The sequence below is a fragment of the Peribacillus phoenicis genome (genome assembly GCF_047238085.1).
In the GTDB taxonomy this organism is placed as follows: Bacteria; Bacillota; Bacilli; order Bacillales; family DSM-1321; genus Peribacillus.
In genome coordinates this window covers 51231-74535 of the sequence record NZ_JBDFMF010000004.1, presented here as the reverse complement: position 1 = coordinate 74535, position 23305 = coordinate 51231, and the positions used below count along the sequence as shown (strand labels likewise).

Genomic DNA, 23305 nt, shown 5'->3' with positions numbered 1-23305 from the left:
ATTGGAGGGAAAATGACTATAACTAAATTAAATAATATTTTACTAAGAAAAAGTCCTGGTGGAGATACTGTTTTAGTATCTTCCCCAAATTTACCTAAAGAAATTAGTTTTATAAACGAAAATCAAATCACTAAGGTGGAAATCAACGATTATTATTATGATTTAATTGAAATTAACTTTCTCAGTGAGTGTCCTGGGATTGAACAAATAACTATAAATCACTTTTACCTTAAGGACTATTCAGGTTTATATAATTTAAAAAACTTGAAAATCCTTGATATTGGAGAAACCGAGAAAAGTAATATTTTGATGTTAAATGAATTACCTTTTCTTGAAAGTTTATATTGTTATTGGACACCAAAAATAACTGGACTTAATTTTCTGGTAAACCTGCAAGAGCTAGTAATTTGGAAATACGCCCCAAAAGAAAGGGATCTGAGTGTTTTATTTGATTTAACAAAATTAAAATTCTTAAACCTTACTCAACCTAAAATTGATTCACTGAATGGAATTCAGAAATTAAATAATTTGGAACATGTGGAGGTTAATAACTCAAGAACTCTATACAATATAGAGACCATTAAAGAACTTAAAAATTCCTTAAAAAAGCTAGAGATTAATCAATGTAAAAATATTAATAACATACATGAAATTGAACATTTAATTAATCTTGAGTATTTAATATTTTCTGATTGTGGTGAGGTTCCATCGATTAATTTCGTAGGAGGATTAAAAAATTTAAATCACTTTTCCTTTGATGGGACAACCGTATTAGATGGTGATTTAAGTCCATGCATTGGAATTGAATATGTTAATTTTACAGATAAGAAACATTATTCCCATAGTAGAAAAGATTTCATGTATGATTGATTTATTTACAGTATAAAAAAGGTATAAGGAGTTGTGACGAGTGAATTTTCCAAAAGATGAAGACGGTGAAGTGTTGGAGTTGCTTTATAAAAGTGGGGTTGATTTTAATCAAAAGCATGTTGTGGATTTTTTTGTTGCTGTACCAAATCAAAAACTCGGAGAAGAACTTCTGATACAATTAAAAGGAAAAGAGTTTGATTGTGAACTAGAACAAGATGAAGAAACAAAAGAATGGACATGCTTTTGCTCGAAAGAAATGTTTTTAAAGTATGATGAAATAATAGAAGTGCAAAAACGCCTTGATGAATTAAGTAAGCCATATGGGGGATATACTGATGGTTGGGCAACATTTGGTGATTAAGGTAGATAAATGATTGATAAGAATTGATGTAGAAGCAGCTAAACTGCTTCTTTTTTTTATGCCTGTTTTTTGGGAGTTGTATAAATGAAGATAGGTTTAGCAAGTGAATATCCGGAATCAGCCAATGAATGGGACTATGAATTAAACGGGGATATAAAGCCTAGTGATGTTCCACCAAAAGGAAGACAGCATGTAGGTAAAGATGCAAAGAAGAGCATCCAAGTTATTAGGATAAATTAGCATCTAGATCTAATGGAACAGGATGCCCATATTGCAAAGGTTCAGAAGTGTTTTAAAAGGTAAAGCCTTTTATATAAAGTTGTAACTAAAGCAATTATTCCCATAAAATCACGAAAACTCAAGTTGTAGGCTCCACCTTACTGTGAGAATAATAATTTCAAGTACATAATGCTTCTAAAGAGATTACTTGCAAGTTGTTCGAGCATTAGAACCCATTTTTTTATAATTTTCATAATTATGATGAATTGCGTATAATGAGATTATGCAAGGGTATACATAAATTTTAATAAATACGAAATGAAAGAATGGTTATCATTCTATTCTATAAGCAATTAATCTATAAAAGGTGAAATGATTATGATAGCTGGTCTTATGAAGTCTTGGACAATATGGATGAAAATTGGAGTAATTTTATTCGGGGTATTCTTACTATCGTGGCTGGGTCCTGACGAAATCGGTCTTACGGATTTGCTTATTTCATTAAGAGAAGGTGAAGAAACAGGCAATAAGTTAATGCTTGCCGTTTTTTTGTTAATTTCTTTAAATACAGTTTTAGCTTTGTTTCATTATATTGGCGCACTGCTGTTGGGAGACGAAATCGGTGATCGTTTAAACCGTCCATGGTTAAAAATCATCATTCCTCTTATTGTTATTCCTCTCGACTATATCGTGATAAATGCTTATTATTCTTTAACATACTCATTTAGCGCATATGCGTTGTTATTGTTGTTAGCCATCTTATTATTGCAAGCCTTTGAAAAGGATAGGCTAAAGCCAATTATTAAAACGATTATTTGTTCGCAATTAATCTTTGGGATTGAATGGCTGAATGAGATTCCTTATTTATCCCAATATGGATTTGGCCAAGGGTCGATTTCAAAGGAATTAAAAGATATAGCGGTTCAAATTGGATTTGAGCAATCTTTAACATTGTACAGTTTAACTTTGTGTTTAATTTTTGTTATTAATGCTGTTATTTTAGCTGTGTATTTTTCATTAGCTGAACAAAGGTGGCGGATAAAGCAAGAGCTTCATTATGCGCAGTTAGAAGCAATGCAGTCAAGATCAGGACGAGAAGCACTATATCTGGTCCATGATTTAAAAACTCCTCTCACAGCAATTGAGGGGCTAAATTCTTTAATTAGTTTGAAAGTGGACGATTCTAAAATTAAAGAATATTGTCAAAGGATTTCATCATCGATTCATTCCGTTAGCGACATGATTTCCGAGATTTTATATGATGATAAAAAACATTGGTGCCGTATAAAAGATTTGGTTGAATACGTCGAAGCAAGCAGACCGAGCGGGACAAATCTTAATCTGAAGGTAGACTTTCAAACAGATCCTGAAATTAAAATTTTAATAAATAAAATCCGAATGACAAGGGCATTAGTGAATTTAATTGACAATGCTTACGATGCAGTGAATGGAATAGAAGATGGCAAGATTTTGTTTAAGGTAAAAACCTATGAAAATGAACTTTGGTTGGGCGTATCAGATAATGGGAAAGGGATTTCACCTAAAGAGCAGGTGAAAATATGGAAAGCTGGGTTCAGTACGAAATCGCATCCAGGGATGGGATTAGCCTTCGTACGACAAGTTGCTGAAGGACATGGTGCATCTTTAGAAATTGACAGCAAGCTTGGGCATGGGACAACAATTTGGATTAAACTAGCTGAGGGGAGTGTGTCAAGATGAACATTTTAGTCATTGATGATGATGCATCAATTCAATATATGCTAAGTGAAATTTGTGAATTTGCCGGCTGGAATGTAGATACGGCTAACAACGGAAAAGAAGGGTTAAATGTGTTTGCAGAAAAAGGAGCAGATGTTGTTTTAGTTGATTATCATATGCCGGAAATGGACGGAATAAAAACAGTGGGTGAGCTTCGTAAACTTAATGCCGATGTTCCGATTCTTGTATTAACAGTTGATGAACGACAGGAAATTGCTGATCGCTTTCTTGAAGCAGGCGCAACGGATTTTGCGTTAAAGCCTGTAAAAGCGCCTGATTTGATTTCAAGAATTCAACTGCATGCTCGCCTTGCAAAATTAACTCAATCAGCTCCGCAGCAAAAATCCAGTGAAGAAAAGGATGTATTTGTAACAAAGGGAATTAGTAAGAGAACACTTTGTCACGTTAGTGATTTTCTGCATTCTAATCGTGAACCTTTTTCTGTTGATACAATTTCTAAAGAAGTTGGTTTGGCTTATCCGACCGTCTATCGCTATATTATGCATTTACTTGATGAAGGAAAAGTGGAAACTATTGTGAGTTATCAAAAAATAGGAAGACCGAAAAATTTATATCAATGGATTGTTGACTAAGAAACTGCCTTAAAACAAGGCAGTTTTTTTTATTATAATGGGGGTCTCCGTTGCTGCACAGGCCGCTAATGCAATAGGACTTTTTTTCTTTTTTTTCTGTGTTTTTATATTTTCTGATAATATAAAATTATTTTACAACACTAAATATTCTTTAAAATTTAAATGCCTTCATTAAACATCTTCGAATAAAATGAATGAATTTATAAGTTAAAGCTCATTTAGATTTTTGCTATTTGATTCTTTTTGCACCAGAATCAAAATAAAAAAATGTAAACGCTTACTGATGGTGGGTTGGATGGCATGCGTCGCCATCATCGTAAAGGCGTAGGTGGAACAAGATCAATCATTTGTAAATAAAAACCATGCAATTATTTGTGAATGTAACGATTGGTGGATGGTTCAATATTTAACCATATTTAGGGGGACTTTATTATGCAAGCACTATTAAAAGATGATGTTCAGCAGCCAAACCAGTCCAGGAAAAAGCATCCTCCAGGACTGTATATGCTGTTCGCTACTGAGGCATGGGAGCGCTTCAGCTATTACGGAATGAGGGCAATTCTTGTTCTTTACTTAACAGCAACTGTTGTAAACGGAGGGCTTGGAGTCGACAAATCTACGGCTATGGGCATATACGGATTCTTTACTGGTGCCGTTTATATTACGCCAATGATTGGCGGATACCTGACTGACCGATTCATAGGCAGGAGATTGGCGATCACGATTGGCGGTATCTTAATGGCGCTTGGTAACTTTTCGCTATTCGCAAGTCAGAGTTTGACAGCGCTTTACATTGGTCTTGGTTTATTGATTATCGGTAATGGTTTCTTCAAGCCAAACATCTCGACAATTGTTGGTGATCTTTATGAGGACAACGATCCGCGTCGTGATGGGGCTTTCACCATCTTCTATATGGGTATTAACGTTGGGGCTTTCTTCGCACCATTAGTAGTCGGGCTTATGAGCTATAAATATGGGTTCTTGACAGCAGCAGTTGGCATGATTGTAGGACAGTTAGTTTTCAACTTACTAGGCAATCGCTATTTAGGTGATATAGGTAAAGAACCTACTGGCAAACCGGAAGTTACAGCTGGTAAAAAATCAGCTGCACCGTTAACGAAAAGAGAACAAAAACGTACAACGGCTATCGTGATTTTGGCAGTCTTCGTTATTGCTTTCTGGGCCGCTTTCGAGCAGGCAGGAAGTTCATTGACATTGTATGCTAATGACCAAATTGATCGGAATGTATTTGGTTTTGAGGTTCCAACTGCCTGGTTCCAATCATTGAACCCATTATTTATCGTGATTTTAGCGCCAATTATGTCTGCTTTATGGTACAAGCTTGGTAGCTCAAAACGCGGTGATTTAAAAACTCCAACGAAGATGGCACTTGGTTTAGTCACTGTTGGTTTAGGTTTCTTAGTACTGCTTCCTGCCGTTATGTATACAGGAAACGATACAGCGCTGAAAGTAAACATCCTGTTCATGATTGTAACGTATTTCCTTCATACATTAGCCGAATTAATGATTTCACCAGTTGGTTTATCAATGGTAAGTAAAATTGCTCCAATCAAGCTTGCCTCTCTTCTAATGGGAGTATGGCTGGCAAGTTCCGCGGTAGCTAATATGGTAGCCGGCCAATTAGCTGCATATACGCAGTCTTTAGGTTACCTGGAAATCTTCAGTGTAATTGGTTTTGTAACAATTGGTTTAGGTATTGTATTGTTGTTTCTTTCGAAGCCAGTAGCAAAGCTTATGAAATAATGAGAAAAGGAGCTGACCCAAAAGGCATATAATGTGCCGTTTGGGTCGAGCTTTTTTTATTGTAAAAAAATAATAGAATCGGTCCAAACTGGAGGAGTCTCCACAGCGACCCAAACCAGAAAAGAACGATTCTCTGAAGTTTTACCAAACGTCAGGCCCAACCAGATGTAACTTCCACAATGGGTAAGGATAGATAGAGGCTATGAAAGAGAAGGAAGGTAAGCGAATAGATGATCTAATCCTATATGGAAACAGAAGAAAGGAAATCTTATCGCTATCCCTAACGACTTCTGGATAGGCTATACTTATCTAGACAGAAAATTTAAGGTCAGGTAGACTACAGATACAACTAGTTATAGAAAAGAGGTCCGATATGCGACGCGATATACAACTGAATGAACGAGCTTTCTCTTCCAAGGAAGTGGCAGAAGAAGTGGGGATTGCAACTCCCACTGTTCGAAAGTATGGACAAATCTTAGAGCGGAATGGATATGAGTTTTTGAAAGATGGAGATCGACGTATCTTTGTTAAATCTGACATCGCAGCACTTATAGCGCTACGCGATACGGACAAGCCCCTAGATGATACAGCTAAAGACCTTGTATATCAACAAAAAGAAAGATTAGAAGGATCCAATGAAACACAGATAGCGATACCCGATACATATGAAAATTCACCCCACGACCCCAATCAATTAAACGAGGTCTTAATGTTTTTAGTCAATGAACTCGCAGCCACACGTGAAATGAATGTCCAACTGACAAACGATATGTCACAGCTTAAAACAAAGGTTTCCCGGCTCCAGCAAGATCATCATGTTATAAGTTCTAGTATTGGAAATTCAGCGCAAAGAACTAATTCTAAAATTGAACAATTAACTGAACAACAAAATACCCATTACGAAACATTGCTGGAACAAGAAAAACAAAAAAGTGAACTCTTACAAAAAGAAATACAAAATATGCGGGACGAACAGAAAAAAGAATGGAATTCACAAAATGAATTTAATAAACGTTTAGAAGAGGCTATACAAAAACGTTCCGAAAAATGGCGGGCGCTTTTCTCCATATTCAGAAAATAAGGTGACTGTTAAGGTTTTTTGCCTAGCTGTGTATTGATTTGTGGAAGCAAATTATTGATGAAGAAACATTTGATAAATATTTTTTAAATAAATAATGATGGATAAAAGCATTGAGATGCGAATCCATAAAACTTTTAAAAAATCATAGTGCCATATATGATTCGCGTAACTGAAACACAGAATTAAGAAAGATTATTTCAACTTTACAGGATTTGGCTCCTGTTATGTAAATGCTCGGCGATACCGATGTATCGGACGTTCTACCAAAGGCTCAATTGAAATTCATTGGAGATTTGATTAAGCGATATGTATCTAAAACAAAAACAAGCAAAAAAGGCATGTTTGATAAAATGGGAGTTGAGGAGGTTGAAAACTTGCATTCAAAAACAAGAGTCATCCTTACTAGAGGTGCTCCAGACAGGGATTGACCGGCTCTTTTTTTGTGTGTTCGTATCGCTGGGCGATATAACTTGCATAAAAATTCGACCCTTTAGGTTTAATAGAAAAGCGGCGTTGATGCAAACATGATATACATCCGAATGAACGAGTATTCTTTTCTTAGGAAGTGGAAGAAGAAGTCGGATGCACACCCACTGTTCAAAAGTATGGTCAAAACTTAGAACGAAACGGATATGAGTTTTTTAGATGGTGGTTGCCTATCTTTATTCAATCTGACATCGAAGCGCACATAGCGTTACGCGATACGGGGAAGTCCCTAGAGGGTAAAGCTAAAGACCTTGTGTATCTACAAAAAGATAGATTAGAAGGAACCGATGAAACAGAGATAGCGATACCCGGTATAATGACAACTTAACCAATAATTCCAAACAAATAATGAGATTTTAATTGTTTTAACCAATAACTTGCAGCTACGCTTGTAATGAACAATCCACTGACAAACGATATGTCTCAGCTTAAAACAACGGTTTCCCAGCTCCAGCAAGATCTATGTCCTCAATAGTGTTCCTCAAGAAAGGGCCTTATCGGTTCTTTTTTTTGTATCGTATCGGCGGGCGATATAACGTGAAAATAAATCCACAGAACCTTCATCTTTAATAGAAAGGAAGGTCCGATATGCGACAGGATATACATCCGATTGAATGAGCATCCTCTTCCAAGGAAGTGGCAAAGAAGTGGAGATGCAAAATCATTATTCGAAAGTATGTTTAAAACTTAGAGCGAAACGGATAGTGATTGTTAAAATATGTAAATTCACACACCTTCGTTCAATCCGATATCGAAACGCTTAAAGTGTTACGCGATACGGGCAGCCCCCTAAACGATATAGCTAAAGACCCTTGTATCAAGAAAAAGTAAGATTAGAAGGTACCAATGAAACAGAGATAGCGATACCCGATACATATGACAATTTAACCCATGTTCTCATTCAATTAAAAGAGAGCTTAATTTTTTAACCAATGAATTCACAGCTACACGTGAAATGAACATCTAACTGACAAACGATATGTCACAGCTTAAAACTGAACAACAAAAAAACCATTCCGAAGCATTACTTCAATAAGAAAAAGGATTCATTACCTGTATTTTAGTCTCCTTTACGATATTCAGGTGTTAATTTCCGTTAATAACTATTTAAACCTAAGGCAATTAAATCAAAAGTAGAAATTCCTTTGTTCCAACTATTCGGAGTCACTATTTTCAAATTTCAACAATTTCCCGAGAAATATCTACAAATTCTGAGTAGATATCGACAAAATAATACTCCTTATCGGACTTTTGCAAAAAGCTTTCTTTAGCAATAATTACTGCATTTAGCTTCTATATTATTTAGCCTTACCAAGAGACAGGCCTCTAGAGTAAGAAGTTTTCTTTCCTGCTCCTATGAATTACAAACAAAAAAGCAGTGATTCCAATTTTCGGGATGCACTGCTTTTTTGTTTGTAGATATTCTACGCATTCATAATTAGCTCGATAACTTCTTACCATTCCGTAAATCAAAATCAGCAAAATCCTGAACCCTTTCGATTATACCAACCAAGAAAATGTAGGAAGTGCTCCTGCGAAGGTTATACAAGCAATAAGGGTAAGTGCAGGAGCAAAATCACCGCCCTTGGCCAGGAAGCCAATCACAATCGGTATAATAATTGATGCTGTACCACCAATGAAATTGAATGTACCTCCAGCAATTCCAATCAGCCGTTTTGGGGCAAGCAATGAAACAAACACCCAGGTGATTGAAGCGAAACCGTTTCCAAACAAGGCGATAATGAAAGCGTATGTGCTTGAGAAGAACACACCTTTCAGGACTAAAGAAATATACAGGGTGAATGAGGGACAACCTACGATAGTACTGAAGGCAGCTAAATCGCCGCGAGTAGCGACCTGTGCTCGCTCGAACATCACAACAAGACCTAGAAGCAAGTCAAAGAGAACAAGGCAAGGCCGAAGACAAACAAGCAGGTTTATCAGTGATAGCTTTTTTTATAGGTAAATGAGGGATATCTGGAAGGCAGCTAGATCCCCGCGAGTAGCAACCTATACTAGCCGACCAGTAACGTGCAATCTCTAATAGGGTAACTAACCTCAACAACGGGCAAAGTCTGCCCAAAATGACGTTGGATCCATTCATAAGTTGTTCGGAGCAGCTGCTTAATCCCTTTATTAACAGATATTACCACCCTGTGGTTCATCATTATTTTTGCCCCAGAACCTTCTAAACTCCCAATAAACTTTGACTATATTAACGAGAATCTAGTTGAATTCAAAAAACTTGCATTACTAATTATTTTAAGATTATAATACTTGTATACAAGTGTACTTGAACTCTAATAGAGGTGAATATATGGCTGAATCAAAGGAATTTCTTTATCCTGTAAAATGGCTTTCAAAAGCTTCAGCTGGTGATCGTGTTACATCCGAGCTTAGAATGCGTATTATTTCGGGGATGATTGAAAGCGGTGCCATCCTATCTGAAAATAAATTAGCTGCTGATTTTGGTGTAAGCCGCTCACCAGTTCGTGAAGCGTTAAAAATACTGGCCTCTGAAAATATCATCCGATTAGAAAGAATGGGTGCGGTTGTCATTGGTTTAACAGAAAAAAAGTATGCAGAAATTTATGATGTACGTATACTCATCGAAACGTTTGTATTTGAACGTCTAGTGAGGATGAACACGAATGAATTAGTAATGGAACTTAGTAAAATATTGGAAATGATGAAAGTGTCCATAAAATACCTGGATGCGGATGAGTTTTCCTATCAGGATGTCCTATTCCACGAAACGATCATTCGCTCCATCGATCATTCCTACATCCTGATGATCTGGGATAATTTAAAACCTGTAATGGAAAGTTTGATTCTTCTATCCATGCGCAGTCGTTTTAAAGAAAAGTATGAAGACTTTACACGGATCATAAATAATCATCAACTTTATATTGATGCGATCAAAACAAAAGATCGAGACATCATGATTAAGTCGTTACATGAAAACTTTGATGATGTTCAAGGAAAAGTTGAAGACTTATGGATGGCCCAACAGATGCTTTCAAAAGGAGTCGAACAAGAAAATGACTAGCTATATGTTAGGAGTAGACATCGGTACAACAAGTACAAAAGCTGTATTATTCACGAAAAAAGGCGATGTCATCCAGCAAGAGAATATTGGCTATCCTCTTTACACACCGGATATGACAACGGCGGAACAAGACCCTGAGGAGATTTTCCAGGCTGTTCTGAAAGCCTTTTCAAATATAACGAAGCAGCATCCAGATAAAAAACCATCATTTATTTCATTTAGCAGTGCGATGCATAGTGTTATAGCTATGGATGAAAATGACCAGCCGCTAACCGCTTGCATCACTTGGGCAGATAATCGCAGTGAAGCTTGGGCCCATAAAATAAAGGATGTATTAGATGGGCATGAAGTTTACAAGCGAACCGGAACACCGATTCACCCGATGTCACCATTATCCAAGATCACCTGGATCGTGAATGATCGCCCGGAGATCGCAACCAATGTTAAAAAGTATATCGGGATTAAAGAATATATCTTTAAAAAGTTCTTTGATCAATATGTTGTCGATTATTCCCTTGCTTCATCGATGGGGATGTTGAATCTCAAAAATTTGGATTGGGATGAGGAAGCCTTAAGAATTGCTGGAATAAGGCGTGATCAATTATCTGAACTCGTACCAACAACAAAAATCTTTAACAACTGTGACCCGGATTTAGCCAAACAGATCGGGATTGACCCAGAAACTACTTTTGTCATTGGGGCAAGTGATGGTGTCCTTTCAAATCTAGGTGTAAACGCTATCCGGAAAGGTGAAATCGCTGTCACGATTGGGACGAGCGGTGCGATTCGGACGATTATTGACGAGCCGAAAACAGACGAAAAAGGAAGAATCTTTTGCTATGCCTTAACGGAAAAGCATTGGGTGATTGGCGGGCCGGTAAACAATGGCGGAATGGTCCTTCGCTGGATTCGCGATGAATTTGCTTCTTCCGAGGTGGAAACGGCTAAAAGACTCGGAATCGACGCTTATGAAGTCTTGACCAAGATTGCCGAACGCGTAAGACCAGGCGCTGATGGATTGTTATTCCATCCATATCTTGCAGGTGAGCGTGCACCATTATGGAATCCGGACGTACGGGGTTCATTTTTCGGATTAACATTGTCGCATAAGAAAGAACATATGATTCGAGCGGCTCTAGAGGGAGTCATTTACAATTTATACACCGTATTTTTGGCCTTAACCGAATGCATGGACGGTCCCGTGACCCGAATTCAAGCTACGGGAGGCTTCGCAAGGTCGGCTGTTTGGCGGCAAATGATGTCCGATATCTTCGAATCGGAAGTCGTGGTTCCAGAAAGCTACGAAAGTTCGTGCCTTGGTGCTTGTATATTAGGGTTATATGCCACTGGGGAAATTGATTCCTTCGAAGTAGTTTCTGAAATGATAGGCAATACCCACAAGCATACACCGAAAGCTGATTCTGTAAAAGAATATAGGCAGCTGCTGCCGATTTTCATTAACCTATCAAGGGTATTGGAAAACGAATATACACAGATTGCGGATTATCAAAGAAACTTAATAAATGCTGCAAAGTAAAGACATGGGGGGATTACAATGCCATTAGTTATTGTCGCTTTAGGAATTGTCGCTTTATTAATTTTAATAATGGGCTTCAAATTAAACACCTTTATTTCCTTGATCATTGTATCGTTTGGAGTGGCTTTAGCACTTGGGATGCCGCTTGACGGAATTGTCAAAACCATTGAAGCTGGATTAGGCGGGACACTTGGCCACTTAGCGTTAATCTTTGGACTTGGGGCGATGTTGGGTAAGTTGATCGCAGATTCAGGCGGAGCGCAACGCATTGCCATGACCCTTGTTAAAAAATTCGGTGAAAAGAATATTCAATGGGCAGTCGTGGCAGCGTCATTTATTATCGGTGTCGCATTATTTTTTGAAGTGGGCTTAGTATTATTGATTCCAATCGTTTTTGCGATTTCAAGAGAATTAAAAGTTTCAATATTGTATCTTGGTATTCCAATGGTAGCGGCATTATCCGTAACACACGGTTTCTTACCGCCGCACCCAGGGCCAACCGTCATCGCTGGTGAATATGGTGCAGACATTGGCCAGGTTTTACTTTACGGCTTCATCATTGCGGTTCCAACCGTTATTTTGGCTGGACCAGTATTTACGAAGATAGCCAAAAGATTAGTACCTGAATCATTTACGAAAACAGGCAGCATTGCCTCTTTAGGAGAACAAAAATCATTTAAACTTGAAGATACACCTGGATTTGGGATCAGTGTATTTACCGCCCTACTTCCGGTTATATTAATGTCAATTGCTACGATTATCACTTTGATGCAAAAAACAATGGGATTTGAAGATAATGGTTTACTGGCAGCTATCCGTTTCATTGGCGAAGCAGGTACTTCCATGTTGCTTTCCTTATTATTTGCGGTCTATTCAATGGGATTAGCAAGAAAGATTCCAATGAAAGATATTATGGAATCATGTACATCAGCGATTCTGCATATCGGAATGATGCTCTTGATCATTGGTGGCGGCGGCGCCTTCAAACAAGTATTAATCGACGGCGGTGTAGGTGACTATGTAGCTGAATTATTCAAAGGAACATCATTATCACCGATCTTGCTTGCCTGGATCATCGCGGCAATCCTGCGTATTTCATTGGGATCTGCTACCGTTGCAGCCTTAACGACAGCTGGTTTAGTTATTCCGATGTTAGGTCAGACGGACGTTAACCTTGCTCTAGTTGTACTTGCTACCGGAGCGGGAAGTTTAATCGCTTCACACGTTAACGATGCTGGTTTCTGGATGTTTAAAGAGTATTTTGGTTTAAGCATGAAAGAAACATTTGCAACGTGGACTTTGCTTGAGACGATCATTTCAGTAGCTGGATTAGGATTTATTCTATTACTAAGCTTATTTGTATAGGCCTTTCCCGGCAGTAAATCCCCCACTTATGGCAGGGATTTACTGCCTATTATTCTTACATAGAAGGAGCAGAAATAAAATGTACAATACAATTGGTGTCATTGGTTTAGGGGTAATGGGCAGTAATATCGCTTTAAATATGGCTAGCAAAGGTGAACAAGTGGCTGTCTATAACTACACAAGAGATTTAACGGATCAGCTTGTTGCTGAATTGGACGGTCAGTCGATCTATCCGTATTACGAAATCCAAGAATTTGTTAAGTCACTGGAAACTCCAAGAAAGATTTTTCTAATGGTGACTGCGGGTAAACCGATCGACTCGGTGATCACTTCATTACTTCCTCATCTTGAATCAGGCGATATTATCATGGACGGCGGTAACTCCCATTACGAAGATACTGAACGCAGATATGATGAATTGAAATCTAAAGGATTCAGTTATGTAGGAATTGGTATTTCCGGTGGAGAAGTCGGGGCGTTAAAAGGACCTTCAATCATGCCAGGCGGAGATAAGGACGCCTATGAAAAAGTAGCTCCAATCCTGACAAAAATCGCAGCCAAAGTAAATGATGCTCCTTGCTGTACCTATATCGGTCCAAAAGGAGCAGGTCATTTTGTGAAAATGGTGCATAACGGGATTGAGTATGCGGATATGCAATTAATCGCCGAAGCTTATACGTTTTTAAGAGAAAAATTGCATTTAGAAGTTAATGAAATTGCTGACATCTTTGAAACATGGAATCAAGGCGAACTGAAAAGTTATTTAATCGAAATTACAGCGGAAATTTTAAAGAAGAAAGATGAAGTGACGGGCTTACCCTTGATCGATGTGATTCTTGATAAAGCAGGACAAAAAGGCACAGGAAAATGGACCAGCATGCAAGCAATTGATAACGGAATACCAGCATCGATTATTACAGAGTCTTTGTTTGCTCGCTACATTTCCGCTTTAAAAGAAGAACGGGTTCATGCAGAAAACATTCTAAAAGGGCCTGATAACGTTCAGCAACAATTAGATAAAAATGAGTGGATTGACTATATTAGGCAGGCATTATATATGGGCAAGGTTTGTGCATACGCGCAAGGTTTCACTCAATATAAAATGAGTTCTGAACTTAACGGCTGGGATTTGCCTTTAAAGGATATTGCGCTTATTTTCCGCGGTGGCTGCATCATTCGGGCTGAATTTTTAAACGTCATTAGCGAAGCCTATCAAGACCAGCCGAATCTGGCCAATTTATTGATTTCACCATATTTCGCTGAAAAGGTTGCAAAATACCAGGTGGGATTGCGAAAGGTAGTCTGTGAGGGAATAAATTCTGGCATCTCGTTTCCATGTTTAGGCTCTTCACTTACTTATTACGATAGTTACCGTACAGGCATCTCAAATGCTAACCTCCTGCAAGCACAACGTGATTATTTTGGGGCACATACCTATGAGCGACGTGATTTAGCAGGGATCTTTCACACAAACTGGCAGTGATGGAAAGTAACAAAAGGGACAGTCATTTTTCAATGACCGTTCATGAATTGGAGAAGGTACCTTGCTTCAAAAAGAGAGCTGCTTTGGCAGCTCTTTTTCTTATGTAACAAAAGGGGGTCCATCTAAAACAAAGTTGATTGAAATTGGTGTGAGAGACTCCTGCGGGAAAAGCATGTTAAGGGGAGACAACAAAGGCGCAAAGGCGCCGAGGGAGGACCGCCCGCGGAAAGCGAGTTTCTTGAGAGTAAATCAATGTTCCAATTGTACAGTCTGGGGCCTCTAATTTAAGAGGCTGGAAGTTATGGAATTTTAATTGGTGTATTTAATTGATAATAATCCCTATATGATCGATAAGATACCATTTTTTTATTCTCATAATACCCATCCATTTGCAAAATTTTGGATTTGTTGGTTTCTAAATAATAATAATACCCTTCTGTTTCTAAACTATAGAAGGCATAGGAAATTCCAAGCATTTGTTTCTTGGTGACTTTTGTATCAGGGTGATGTTGTATAAAATCAGCCAATTGCTGTACAGATGTTGCTGGAATGTCTGCGGTATCAAATAATATTTCCTTAATATTAGTCTTTATTTTATTCAAAGTAGTTTTTGCTTTATGTTTGATTTTTTTGGAATGTCTTTTCAAAAATATCACTCCTACTCTGTTATAGTTAAATGATTTAGGCTCTTTTCATAAAGATTGTTGTTTTTAAAACGAAACTATTTAAGGTTGATTGGAGCGGAAGTGCGAGACTCCTGCGGGAGCAGCGGGACAGGTGAGACCCCACAGGCGTTTACGCCGAGGAGGCTCACCGCCCGCCCCGCGGAAAGCGAGCATCTGGAGGGGAAATCAACCACACCGCACTACTTGGTAAATAGCAACAAAGTATGCGAAAACAGCCATGATTTATTATGTTATTTCCAATCAGCAAACGGAGTAAACGCAAATTTGAATCCTGGGAGAAATTCTACCAAAAGTGAAAAAATCTAGGTGAAAAGATTGACGGCAACGAATAATGTTTCTGGGGGAGGTTTAATACTCAGGTGAAGTGGTATATAAATGATAGCGTTTTATTCCCCTGCTGTGCCTTTATTAATGGTCGGAGTTCTTTACGAAGAAAGAGTATCGTTTCATGAATGATGTCGACAGGTAGCACATATTCTTCTTTTGATTTATTACCAATTAGTTCTGCATGAAAAAGGAGTGATATATCATGAGGCAAATGTGTATTTACTGTTTTAAATGGGCTGACATAGATACGATGACACCACTTTTTGAAGAAGGTAGAGATTTCGTCAATTATTATTGCGAGGATTGTGTTACTGCTGTTATGGATAATTTGTTTAAGCTCCCATACAAACATGTATGCGAACAATCAAGAACCCACTAGCAACAAAGTTAAGTGATTGCGCTGAAACAGCATAACTAGAGGCCATCTCAAACGAGAAGGGCTTTTTTTGTTCGCGTTTGTCCTCTTCTTAATCATATCGATTTAAAATTATCTAGTCGAACTCTTGCGGAATAATGATATATAGTCCTTTTTAGATGAATGGGCGAAGGATGTAACCATCGCTTAAATCCGTTAATATAAGGGTTTAACAAGGATTCATAAAATGTCTTTAAAGGTGAAGGCCTCCCACAGTTTATTGATGGGAGGCCTTTTCTTATCCAGTAAGCAGGCGGTTTCCCTAGTTATTCAACCCACTTAAACAATATGATCATACCGAATATTATTAAGTGGTACTCATAAGGTAGTATATCGGATTGAGGAAAAATATGAATTCGGATTAGATATTAACAATAAAACAGATAAAGAAACTAAAGCATTTAAGGGGAAGATTAACCTGTTAAAGGAATTCAACGTTTGTTATACTCTTGACGCTGATGTTAAGTGGGAGAAAATAAAAAAAGGATTGAGCAGTAAAAAAGAGGATGTTTTACAAGACGTCTTGAAAAGGATGGAGCACTGTGAGTATTTTATTGTGAAAAGTGATAGTAAGCATCATATTATCAATACTTCATTAATACGGTATATACGCATTTTTGAAAATAAGTAATCTCACTACTGCTTTCTTGGAATATAAGTTATGGTTGTATTCTCCTAACAGTCTATCTGGGAGGAGATTTTTCTATGGGCAAAAAAACCTTTTCATACATATACAGAGCGAGTAGGTTTGGTTAACACTTTGAAAGGAGTGAAGAGATGAATAGAGAATTGGATGATGGTTTTATTGAGTCATTAATGGTTTCCCTCCAAGACGAAAGGGTCATTGAAAAGATAGAAGCAATAGCAGAAGCGGGCTCGTTTAGTCAAATGGGGGAATATAAGGAGCTGCTGAGAGAAAAAAATAAAGAAATAGCAAGACTCCAACAAGAGATTGAGTCGAAGAAAGAGGAAATTAGGGAGTACCAAATAAAGATCACCCATCTAAATGAGAAGATGGAAGCCTATTTTACTGAATTGCAAAAGAGAAGAGCTGACTATCGGGAAGCGGAAGAACTTTACGAAGCTGTTCAACAATTATCCGAAACCACTAAAAGTTCGTTGAAAGGAATATTCAAGGGCGGGTCGGTGCAGGAATTCATCGTTTGTGGTGTGCAATATGAAAACATTTCATCTTTGTGGGATTTTATTAAAAACGAGATTATGGAAGGACGGGAGCAGGAAAGAGAGATTTTGCTCGCCCTTTTTCTTTATTTCTTTCAAGAATACGGTAAAACATACGATACCCCTTTATATAAAATACAGGAAGTGAAAAAGAATGAGGTCTTCAGGGAAGACTTGTACATAAGGGCCCTCAATAGCAAAATATCCGGGAACATTACGGACATCCTGCTGCCGGGTTATATAAGCATTAATGGTAAAACCATTAAAAAATCCGTTGTGAGAATCTAGCAGGCGAAAAAGAGAATTATATTAAAGGAGAAATACAATGACATCGATTATTATCCCAGAGATTGAAGAAGGCATTGAAAAAATCCTTCTTGTGCAATGGTATAAACAGCCAGGCGATTATATTACGGTGGGCGAAAGCTTAGCCAAATTCAGCTGTGAGGGCATCGAATTTGACCTCTTTTCAGAAAAAGAAGGTACCCTTAAAGAATTGAATGTAGCGGAGGACACTATAGTCAAGATTGGTGATCTGATATGTTATTTGGATTCTGGTGAAGCAATTTCAGAAGAATTATTAAAAGAAGTTGAAAAACAAGAAACGATAGAAGATAAAGAGCCGCTTGAGAACGCAACAAGCTTAGCTGAAAAAAACAACATAGACAGTTCCATATACTTAATGAATAAGAACGAAGAGCAGGTTCTATACTCACCTGATTCCCAAACCGTTCCGGTCTCTGCCATTTCAATGACTTATAAAGAAGTGAGATCTTTAATCAGCCATTTATATCAGAGTGCAGAAGAAACCTTCTTCAGGGATGAAGCGAGCTTCTTTCAAGACATTAAAAAGATGCTCCGTTCCAGATGGGTTTATATGAATAACGGGAATATTATATATGATCACAACATCGCAGCTTTATTTCCTTATAGAAAATACTATGAATTAATGGAAGAGGATTTTGACTACAAAAAGCATCTGGACGTTTCCGGTTTTAAAGGTGATGTCATGACACGGGAAGAAGCTGCGAAAAGTTTCAATACAACCGATCACCCTGTATATAAGAGAATACTAGCTTTAGATGATTACTCCGCGAGTAAAAATCCTTCCATTTCAAGGATATTTGCCAATCAAACGGCTAATTCTTCTAAATCGATAGCGTTTAAATCCAACGGGTACGACATTCAAAGCTTCGATATAGTAAATCAAAAAAACAATTTGCTGGGAAAAGGATTTTTCGTTCCCGTTTTCCGTTTAAATGGGGAAAATGCCTTTGAAATCAATGACCGAATGGCTCTCCATCTCTGGCTGGAAAATCGATTAGTACCAGGTGGATTAAGTGCAGAACGCCAGAAGGAGTATGATTATTTGCTGGCATTGTATCAATTAAAGGATTTAGATCATGAAAGTTTTCTAAAAGAATTGCCATCGATCGCTATCGATTCCAAGACGTTTTATGAGAAGCTTTTAAAATCTGAAAAAGTAAGAGCTGATATTGATTCATATGATGAAAAGATGTTAACAGATCCAAACCGGGGACATTGGGATCTATGGCCTGTCCACTCTGATGAAAAACCTTTAACGATAAAACTGAACGAAGAAATAATGTCCAGAAACCCTAAAATGGATATCAGGGAGGACGGCATAGTTGGTATTGATTTTGGAACGAAAAGTACAGTTGTCGTCCATCAAGAAGAAAGTGATTTTACTCTTCCCATGCGTATTGGGGTTGGCTATCTTAACACGGAAGTTCAAGACTGGCATTATGAAAATCCAACCGTGATTGAGTTTATCGATTTAGAACATTTCCTGGAGCTTTATCAAGAAAAAGAAGGAAGACCTGATACAAGGTGGCAGGATGTGACGGTTTCCCACAATGCTCTTAACAACTTGATGAATGGAAAGAGTGACCATTATTATTCCATATTGAATAATCTAAAGCAGTGGGCTGGAGAAAAGAGAAACGAACTCCGATTGAAAGGCAAGAGGGGATATGCCGTTGTACTGCGTTCCTTTTTGGACTTAACCGATCAGGAAATCAACCCAATCGAGTTATACGCCTACTACCTCGGTTTGTATATCAATAACCAGAACAATGGCATTTACCTCGATTACACCCTTTCTTTCCCGGTGACGTATGAAAAAGAGGTAAGGGAAAAAATTCTAAAGTGTTTTGAACGTGGGTTAAAAAAGACGCTTCCTATGCCGATTCAGCAGGATGAAGAATTAATGAAAAAGTTTCGTGTCACCGCTGGGGCGAGTGAACCTGCAGCCTATGCCGTTTGTGCGTTACAGGAATACGGGTTTGAACCGGAAGAGGATGAAAAAACGTACTATGGTGTGTTTGATTTTGGTGGAGGAACGACAGATTTTGACTTTGGAATTTGGCGTGAAGCGGACTTGAAAGAAAGCAGATATGATTATGTCATCGAACATTTTGCAGCGGGCGGGGACCGGTATTTAGGTGGTGAGAACATGCTGGAGCTTTTGGCGTTCCAAGTGTTTAAAAACAACCAAAGAACAATGCGTGAGCTAAACATTCCTTTTACTCTCCCAGCAGAATGTGTGAAATTTCCCGGAAGTGAAACACTGATTAATCAGTCACAAGAATCGTATTTAAATACGAAACAATTGGTAGAAAAATTAAGGCCGCTTTGGGAAAGGCATGAACGGTATGAAGAACAGTTTGGAAAAGGCATGATCCGGGCAGACTTGTTTGACAAAGCCGGCCACGCAAAACTCAATGTGGAACTTTTGATCGATCAAGATGAAATGGAACAACTGATTGAGGAAAGAATCGACAAAGGAATTAAAAATTTCTTTGAGTCATTAAGGCGCGCTTTTGCCCGGTCAGAACACAGCAAAATTAATAAAGTGAATATACTGCTTGCGGGTAATTCAAGTAAATCCCCGGTCGTTATGAATCTATTTAATAAATGGATTGAAAGGGAAGTGCAGAACACTCAAAACTGGGGAGAAGTGTCTAATGATCTTTTTGAGATTCTCCCGCCACTGGGGACAGAAGGCGCTTATTTAAAGCAAGAAGAGAAAAACAGAGTGGTTAACCGAGATATAATAACCTCCCCTACAGGAAAAACAGGCGTTGCCTTTGGGCTTGTACAAAGCAGAAAAGGCGGAAGTATAAAAGTTATTGACCGCGATATGGTGAATGGTGAATCAAAGTTCAAGTATTTTCTTGGCATCGGGAGAAAAGGAAAATTAAAAACAATGATTGATCAAGAAGAAGAGTATAACAAATGGCATCTTTTCATTGATGCGTCAGAAGAAGATTTTGAAATTTATTACACAAGCCTGCCGGAAGCTAGTACCAACCAGCTTGATATTAAGCAGGCCCAGAGGAAAAAGCTTCGAATTGACCATGTAGATGATTCAGCTTTTGTTTATATTCGAACCATAAGCCCGACTGTCATCGAATATGTTGTTGCAGATGAAGGCTCGATTATAAGTGGGGATTATTTATGTGAAATTACTAAAGTGGAATTAAGCTAATAAGATATGTTGAACGAAAAAAATTCGTAAACACACAACAGATCATTCAATTGTATGGGCTTTGATTGCTTCAATTGAATATATCAAGATTAAAGCTGCTATGTCCATTTGAGTGGTATATAAATAGAAGATCCTCGCTTGGTGCAGCGGTTAAGGTTTTATGCAGGACCTTGAGTGACTTTAAAGTTGAAGGCCTCCCACAGTTTACTGTGGGAGGTCTTTTCATGCTCATCGTATACGTATAAATAGTTTTCATTTCCAACAATTCAATGCTGGAAGCTCTAAGTGTTCATTCTGAGGATTCACTTCTTTGATCCTCCTGTTGTTCCATAATCATTAATAGTTAATTTCACATCGTAATTGATTGTAGCTTCACTAAATGTTTGGTCCCAATCCTTTTTGACCTTATTCCATACTTTGGGGTGCTCAATTCTCAATCGATTTCCGAAGCCAGCAACGTCCACTTGGTATTCTTTTTGCATTTTTTCTAAAACATTCCCCACCAAGCGTTTCACTTCTTTTTCAGATGATTTTTCTGCTTTTTTTAGAAATTCATTTTTAAAAGTATCTCCTGAAACTACCCAGTTTTCAGACAGTCTTCCCACAGATTCAATGTTTACATCAAAAGATATGTTGTTTCCTTTAACTCGTGGTAGGATACTGCTTTTCATGGTCTCTATTTCATATACAATCAGCTGACCGGTTTCTTTATCAAAGCTTTTCACTACCCCGCCTTTTCCCTTACCTGTTATCCATGTTACGCCCTCCAGTTCTTCCTCATTCAAAGTACCAGTCATTTTGTGTGTCTTTCCATCGATTACGGCAGCTCCGGCAAATTTGACTTGCCCTTCTGCTGATAGAACTTTTTGCATCAGAAAACTAGACCCTGATTTGATCTTGCTTTCTACTTTAATATGCGACATGGGGGGCAAAATCCTCGTTGTTCGATATGCATTTTCTACAATGCCAGCCAGACGGAACGCTGGAATTTCTCCTGCTTTCTTTGTTTCCAGTGTTTTGCTTGCTCTTCCTTTACTGATGAGCACAAGGCAGCTTGGTCTAACCTCACTTTCTCGTAGATTTTGATCAAGTAATTGTTCCAACTTATACGATCTTGCAAGATTTTCACCGATAACAACCACTTTCATATGGTGAGCGGTTACGGGTTGTTCACTTCTCAATGATAATTCACGAACCATTTGATGAAAGGAGTCTCCAGTTTCAGAAACATTAACATAAGATTTTTGTTGTGGACCGGATTGTTTCGTTGTCGAACTCGCTACCTGTGGAGTGATAAATTGATAGGTTGCAGTAATCAGGTTCCTTTTTGAATAACCCCCCCCTTGTTCGTTTAACTTTTTCTCGATGGTGGACTGCTTGGCCTTATCGAATGCCAAACCTATACCTAAACTTTGCTCTTCAATTTCATGACTGCTCCAACATCCTGTAAGGGATAAGAACAAAAGAACGGAGAGGGAAATGTAGAGGGGGCGCGTATTGCTATGTGATTGTTTCATATTTTTTCCCTCCCTTTATTCTTGAGATGATAAGCAGTAGAAGGGGGAGTAAACCAAATAAAAACATGGCGATATTGCCGACGAAATCTCCTTGCTTAAATAGGTCATTGATATTTTTCGGAATCATGGCAAGGATGTAGAGAATCGGAAGCAAACCAAACATGAATGGGTGAATGCTTTTTTTGGTAATTTGAGCTAGCCCTAAAGCGGCTGCAAAAAATGTGATCGTAAATGTGGCGAATATTTGCATGATCCAGACAACGAGCAATAAAGATTCAAACCGTTCAAAGATCAACCCGGCGACTTCAAAACTTCGGATAAGATCAAGTGTCGGCCATGTTCTCATGACCACTCCATCAACAGATAATGCCCCGATAACCATTACGACCGTTATCACGTAAAAAATCAATGGAATGGATACTCCAACAAGCAGGGCTTTTACTGCTTTTTTTGGTGAATTCATAAATGGAATAAGCAGTAGCATGATTTCAGGCCCTGAAAAAGCGAGAGCCGTTGTTTTTACTCCTTTTAGTACAGGGACGATTCCTTCTCCTAATACCGGACGCAGATTATCGATCTCGAATATTTTAAAGCTCATGAAGGTAACAACCAAAAAAAGGATAACTGTCAAAGGTAAAATAATTTCAAAAAGACGGGCCATCGGGTTAATGCCGCCGATGATGAGATAAAGACCTACCCACATGAAAATCATGATAATTGCCCAAGTAGGCGTACCCTCCAGAAGTAAATACCTTATTACTTCCGCCATTGCACGGAGCTGAAAACTGGAAGTTGTAAGAAAGTAACATATTACAACTAAACTTAGTAACCCACCCAGCCATTTTCCTACAATTGCATTGATGTATTGATAGAAGGTCTTTTCGGGAAACTGTTGGCTTAATTTGACCATGATCAGCCCCGCGGTTATTGTGATGACTCCGCCTAAAATAACGCTTATCCATACATCTGGTGTTTGTACCTTTTCCGTAGATGATCTGGGTAGGGTGAGTAATCCTGTGCCGAGTATGAAGTTGATGACAATGACAGCTGCTTGTGGAGTTGTAATTTTGTCTTTCGGGCTGAGAATCATTATTTAACCAC

The 23305-nt window shown here is 38.2% G+C and carries 17 protein-coding genes; 13 read left to right on the top strand and 4 right to left on the bottom strand.

What is annotated here, in order from left to right; genetic code table 11:
• Nucleotides 1-12: 12 nt before the first annotated feature.
• From ABC374_RS27465 to ABC374_RS27435, 7 genes are all read left to right on the top strand, one after another.
• Nucleotides 13-870 carry a leucine-rich repeat domain-containing protein gene (locus ABC374_RS27465; protein WP_413020535.1) on the top strand — a complete coding sequence of 286 codons (858 nt, stop codon included), beginning with the start codon at nt 13-15 and terminating at the stop codon, nt 868-870.
• A 40-nt stretch (nt 871-910) separates the two neighbouring features.
• Nucleotides 911-1231 (top strand): ribonuclease E inhibitor RraB, encoded by a 321-nt coding sequence (locus tag ABC374_RS27460; protein WP_413020533.1) that lies wholly within the window; start codon nt 911-913, stop codon nt 1229-1231.
• Nucleotides 1232-1315: 84 nt separating this feature from the next.
• Nucleotides 1316-1471, top strand: coding sequence for a zinc-ribbon domain-containing protein (locus ABC374_RS27455; protein ID WP_413020532.1), 156 nt, complete (start codon nt 1316-1318; stop codon nt 1469-1471).
• 351 nt (nt 1472-1822) lie between these two features.
• Nucleotides 1823-3169 (top strand): sensor histidine kinase, encoded by a 1347-nt coding sequence (locus tag ABC374_RS27450; protein WP_413020531.1) that lies wholly within the window; start codon nt 1823-1825, stop codon nt 3167-3169.
• Nucleotides 3166-3801, top strand: coding sequence for a response regulator (locus tag ABC374_RS27445; protein WP_350300971.1), 636 nt, complete (start codon nt 3166-3168; stop codon nt 3799-3801). Before ABC374_RS27450 ends, ABC374_RS27445 begins: the two co-directional genes overlap by 4 nt.
• A 432-nt stretch (nt 3802-4233) precedes the next feature.
• On the top strand, nt 4234-5565 hold the full coding sequence (locus tag ABC374_RS27440; RefSeq protein WP_413020530.1) for a peptide MFS transporter: 1332 nt from the start codon (nt 4234-4236) through the stop codon (nt 5563-5565).
• A 373-nt stretch (nt 5566-5938) separates the two neighbouring features.
• Nucleotides 5939-6646, top strand: a complete 708-nt coding sequence (locus tag ABC374_RS27435) for an SH3 domain-containing protein (RefSeq protein WP_413020528.1) — start codon at nt 5939-5941, stop codon at nt 6644-6646.
• A 1986-nt stretch (nt 6647-8632) separates the two neighbouring features.
• On the opposite strand, the gene ABC374_RS27430 is transcribed toward ABC374_RS27435, so the two are convergent.
• Nucleotides 8633-9007, bottom strand: a complete 375-nt coding sequence (locus ABC374_RS27430; protein ID WP_413020527.1) for a hypothetical protein — start codon at nt 9005-9007, stop codon at nt 8633-8635.
• A 442-nt stretch (nt 9008-9449) separates the two neighbouring features.
• Between ABC374_RS27430 and ABC374_RS27425 the strand changes: the two genes are divergently transcribed.
• The 4 genes from ABC374_RS27425 to gnd all read left to right on the top strand — a co-directional run bounded on the left by ABC374_RS27425 (nt 9450) and on the right by gnd (nt 14566).
• Nucleotides 9450-10181 (top strand): GntR family transcriptional regulator, encoded by a 732-nt coding sequence (locus tag ABC374_RS27425; RefSeq protein ID WP_048687535.1) that lies wholly within the window; start codon nt 9450-9452, stop codon nt 10179-10181.
• Nucleotides 10174-11718 (top strand): gluconokinase, encoded by a 1545-nt coding sequence (gene gntK / locus ABC374_RS27420; RefSeq protein WP_413020526.1) that lies wholly within the window; start codon nt 10174-10176, stop codon nt 11716-11718. The genes ABC374_RS27425 and gntK overlap by 8 nt, the downstream gene beginning before the upstream one ends.
• Nucleotides 11719-11736: 18 nt before the next feature.
• Nucleotides 11737-13083, top strand: coding sequence for a GntP family permease (locus tag ABC374_RS27415; RefSeq protein ID WP_413020525.1), 1347 nt, complete (start codon nt 11737-11739; stop codon nt 13081-13083).
• Nucleotides 13084-13162: 79 nt separating this feature from the next.
• Nucleotides 13163-14566, top strand: a complete 1404-nt coding sequence (gene gnd / locus ABC374_RS27410) for a decarboxylating NADP(+)-dependent phosphogluconate dehydrogenase (RefSeq protein WP_413020524.1) — start codon at nt 13163-13165, stop codon at nt 14564-14566.
• 299 nt (nt 14567-14865) lie between these two features.
• Here the strand turns inward: gnd and ABC374_RS27405 are convergent, their stop codons facing one another.
• Nucleotides 14866-15213, bottom strand: a complete 348-nt coding sequence (locus ABC374_RS27405; RefSeq protein WP_413020523.1) for a hypothetical protein — start codon at nt 15211-15213, stop codon at nt 14866-14868.
• A 1558-nt stretch (nt 15214-16771) separates the two neighbouring features.
• Between ABC374_RS27405 and ABC374_RS27400 the strand changes: the two genes are divergently transcribed.
• Both ABC374_RS27400 and ABC374_RS27395 read left to right on the top strand, forming a co-directional pair.
• Nucleotides 16772-17464: a coiled-coil domain-containing protein gene (locus tag ABC374_RS27400; protein WP_413020522.1), complete on the top strand. Its 693-nt coding sequence runs from the start codon at nt 16772-16774 to the stop codon at nt 17462-17464.
• 37 nt (nt 17465-17501) lie between these two features.
• A complete protein-coding gene (locus ABC374_RS27395) occupies nt 17502-20687 on the top strand; it encodes a biotin/lipoyl-containing protein (RefSeq protein ID WP_413020521.1) in 3186 nt (1061 codons plus the stop codon).
• A 302-nt stretch (nt 20688-20989) separates the two neighbouring features.
• Here the strand turns inward: ABC374_RS27395 and ABC374_RS27390 are convergent, their stop codons facing one another.
• Both ABC374_RS27390 and ABC374_RS27385 read right to left on the bottom strand, forming a co-directional pair.
• The gene (locus tag ABC374_RS27390) at nt 20990-22204 is read right to left on the bottom strand and encodes a Ger(x)C family spore germination protein (protein ID WP_413020520.1); all 1215 of its coding nucleotides are present in this window, start codon (nt 22202-22204) and stop codon (nt 20990-20992) included.
• Nucleotides 22188-23294 carry a spore germination protein gene (locus ABC374_RS27385; protein WP_413020519.1) on the bottom strand — a complete coding sequence of 369 codons (1107 nt, stop codon included), beginning with the start codon at nt 23292-23294 and terminating at the stop codon, nt 22188-22190. The genes ABC374_RS27390 and ABC374_RS27385 overlap by 17 nt, the downstream gene beginning before the upstream one ends.
• Nucleotides 23295-23305: the final 11 nt, after the last annotated feature.

Coding starts and splice junctions, on each gene's coding strand:
- ABC374_RS27445 (WP_350300971.1), top strand. CDS start 3,166: ATGAACATTTTAGTCATTGATGATGATGCATCAATTCAATATATGCTA.
- ABC374_RS27415 (WP_413020525.1), top strand. CDS start 11,737: ATGCCATTAGTTATTGTCGCTTTAGGAATTGTCGCTTTATTAATTTTA.
- ABC374_RS27425 (WP_048687535.1), top strand. CDS start 9,450: ATGGCTGAATCAAAGGAATTTCTTTATCCTGTAAAATGGCTTTCAAAA.
- ABC374_RS27395 (WP_413020521.1), top strand. CDS start 17,502: ATGACATCGATTATTATCCCAGAGATTGAAGAAGGCATTGAAAAAATC.
- ABC374_RS27465 (WP_413020535.1), top strand. CDS start 13: ATGACTATAACTAAATTAAATAATATTTTACTAAGAAAAAGTCCTGGT.
- ABC374_RS27435 (WP_413020528.1), top strand. CDS start 5,939: ATGCGACGCGATATACAACTGAATGAACGAGCTTTCTCTTCCAAGGAA.
- ABC374_RS27440 (WP_413020530.1), top strand. CDS start 4,234: ATGCAAGCACTATTAAAAGATGATGTTCAGCAGCCAAACCAGTCCAGG.
- ABC374_RS27455 (WP_413020532.1), top strand. CDS start 1,316: ATGAAGATAGGTTTAGCAAGTGAATATCCGGAATCAGCCAATGAATGG.
- gntK (WP_413020526.1), top strand. CDS start 10,174: ATGACTAGCTATATGTTAGGAGTAGACATCGGTACAACAAGTACAAAA.
- ABC374_RS27430 (WP_413020527.1), bottom strand. CDS start 9,007: ATGTTCGAGCGAGCACAGGTCGCTACTCGCGGCGATTTAGCTGCCTTC.
- ABC374_RS27390 (WP_413020520.1), bottom strand. CDS start 22,204: ATGAAACAATCACATAGCAATACGCGCCCCCTCTACATTTCCCTCTCC.
- gnd (WP_413020524.1), top strand. CDS start 13,163: ATGTACAATACAATTGGTGTCATTGGTTTAGGGGTAATGGGCAGTAAT.
- ABC374_RS27450 (WP_413020531.1), top strand. CDS start 1,823: ATGATTATGATAGCTGGTCTTATGAAGTCTTGGACAATATGGATGAAA.
- ABC374_RS27385 (WP_413020519.1), bottom strand. CDS start 23,294: ATGATTCTCAGCCCGAAAGACAAAATTACAACTCCACAAGCAGCTGTC.
- ABC374_RS27400 (WP_413020522.1), top strand. CDS start 16,772: ATGAATAGAGAATTGGATGATGGTTTTATTGAGTCATTAATGGTTTCC.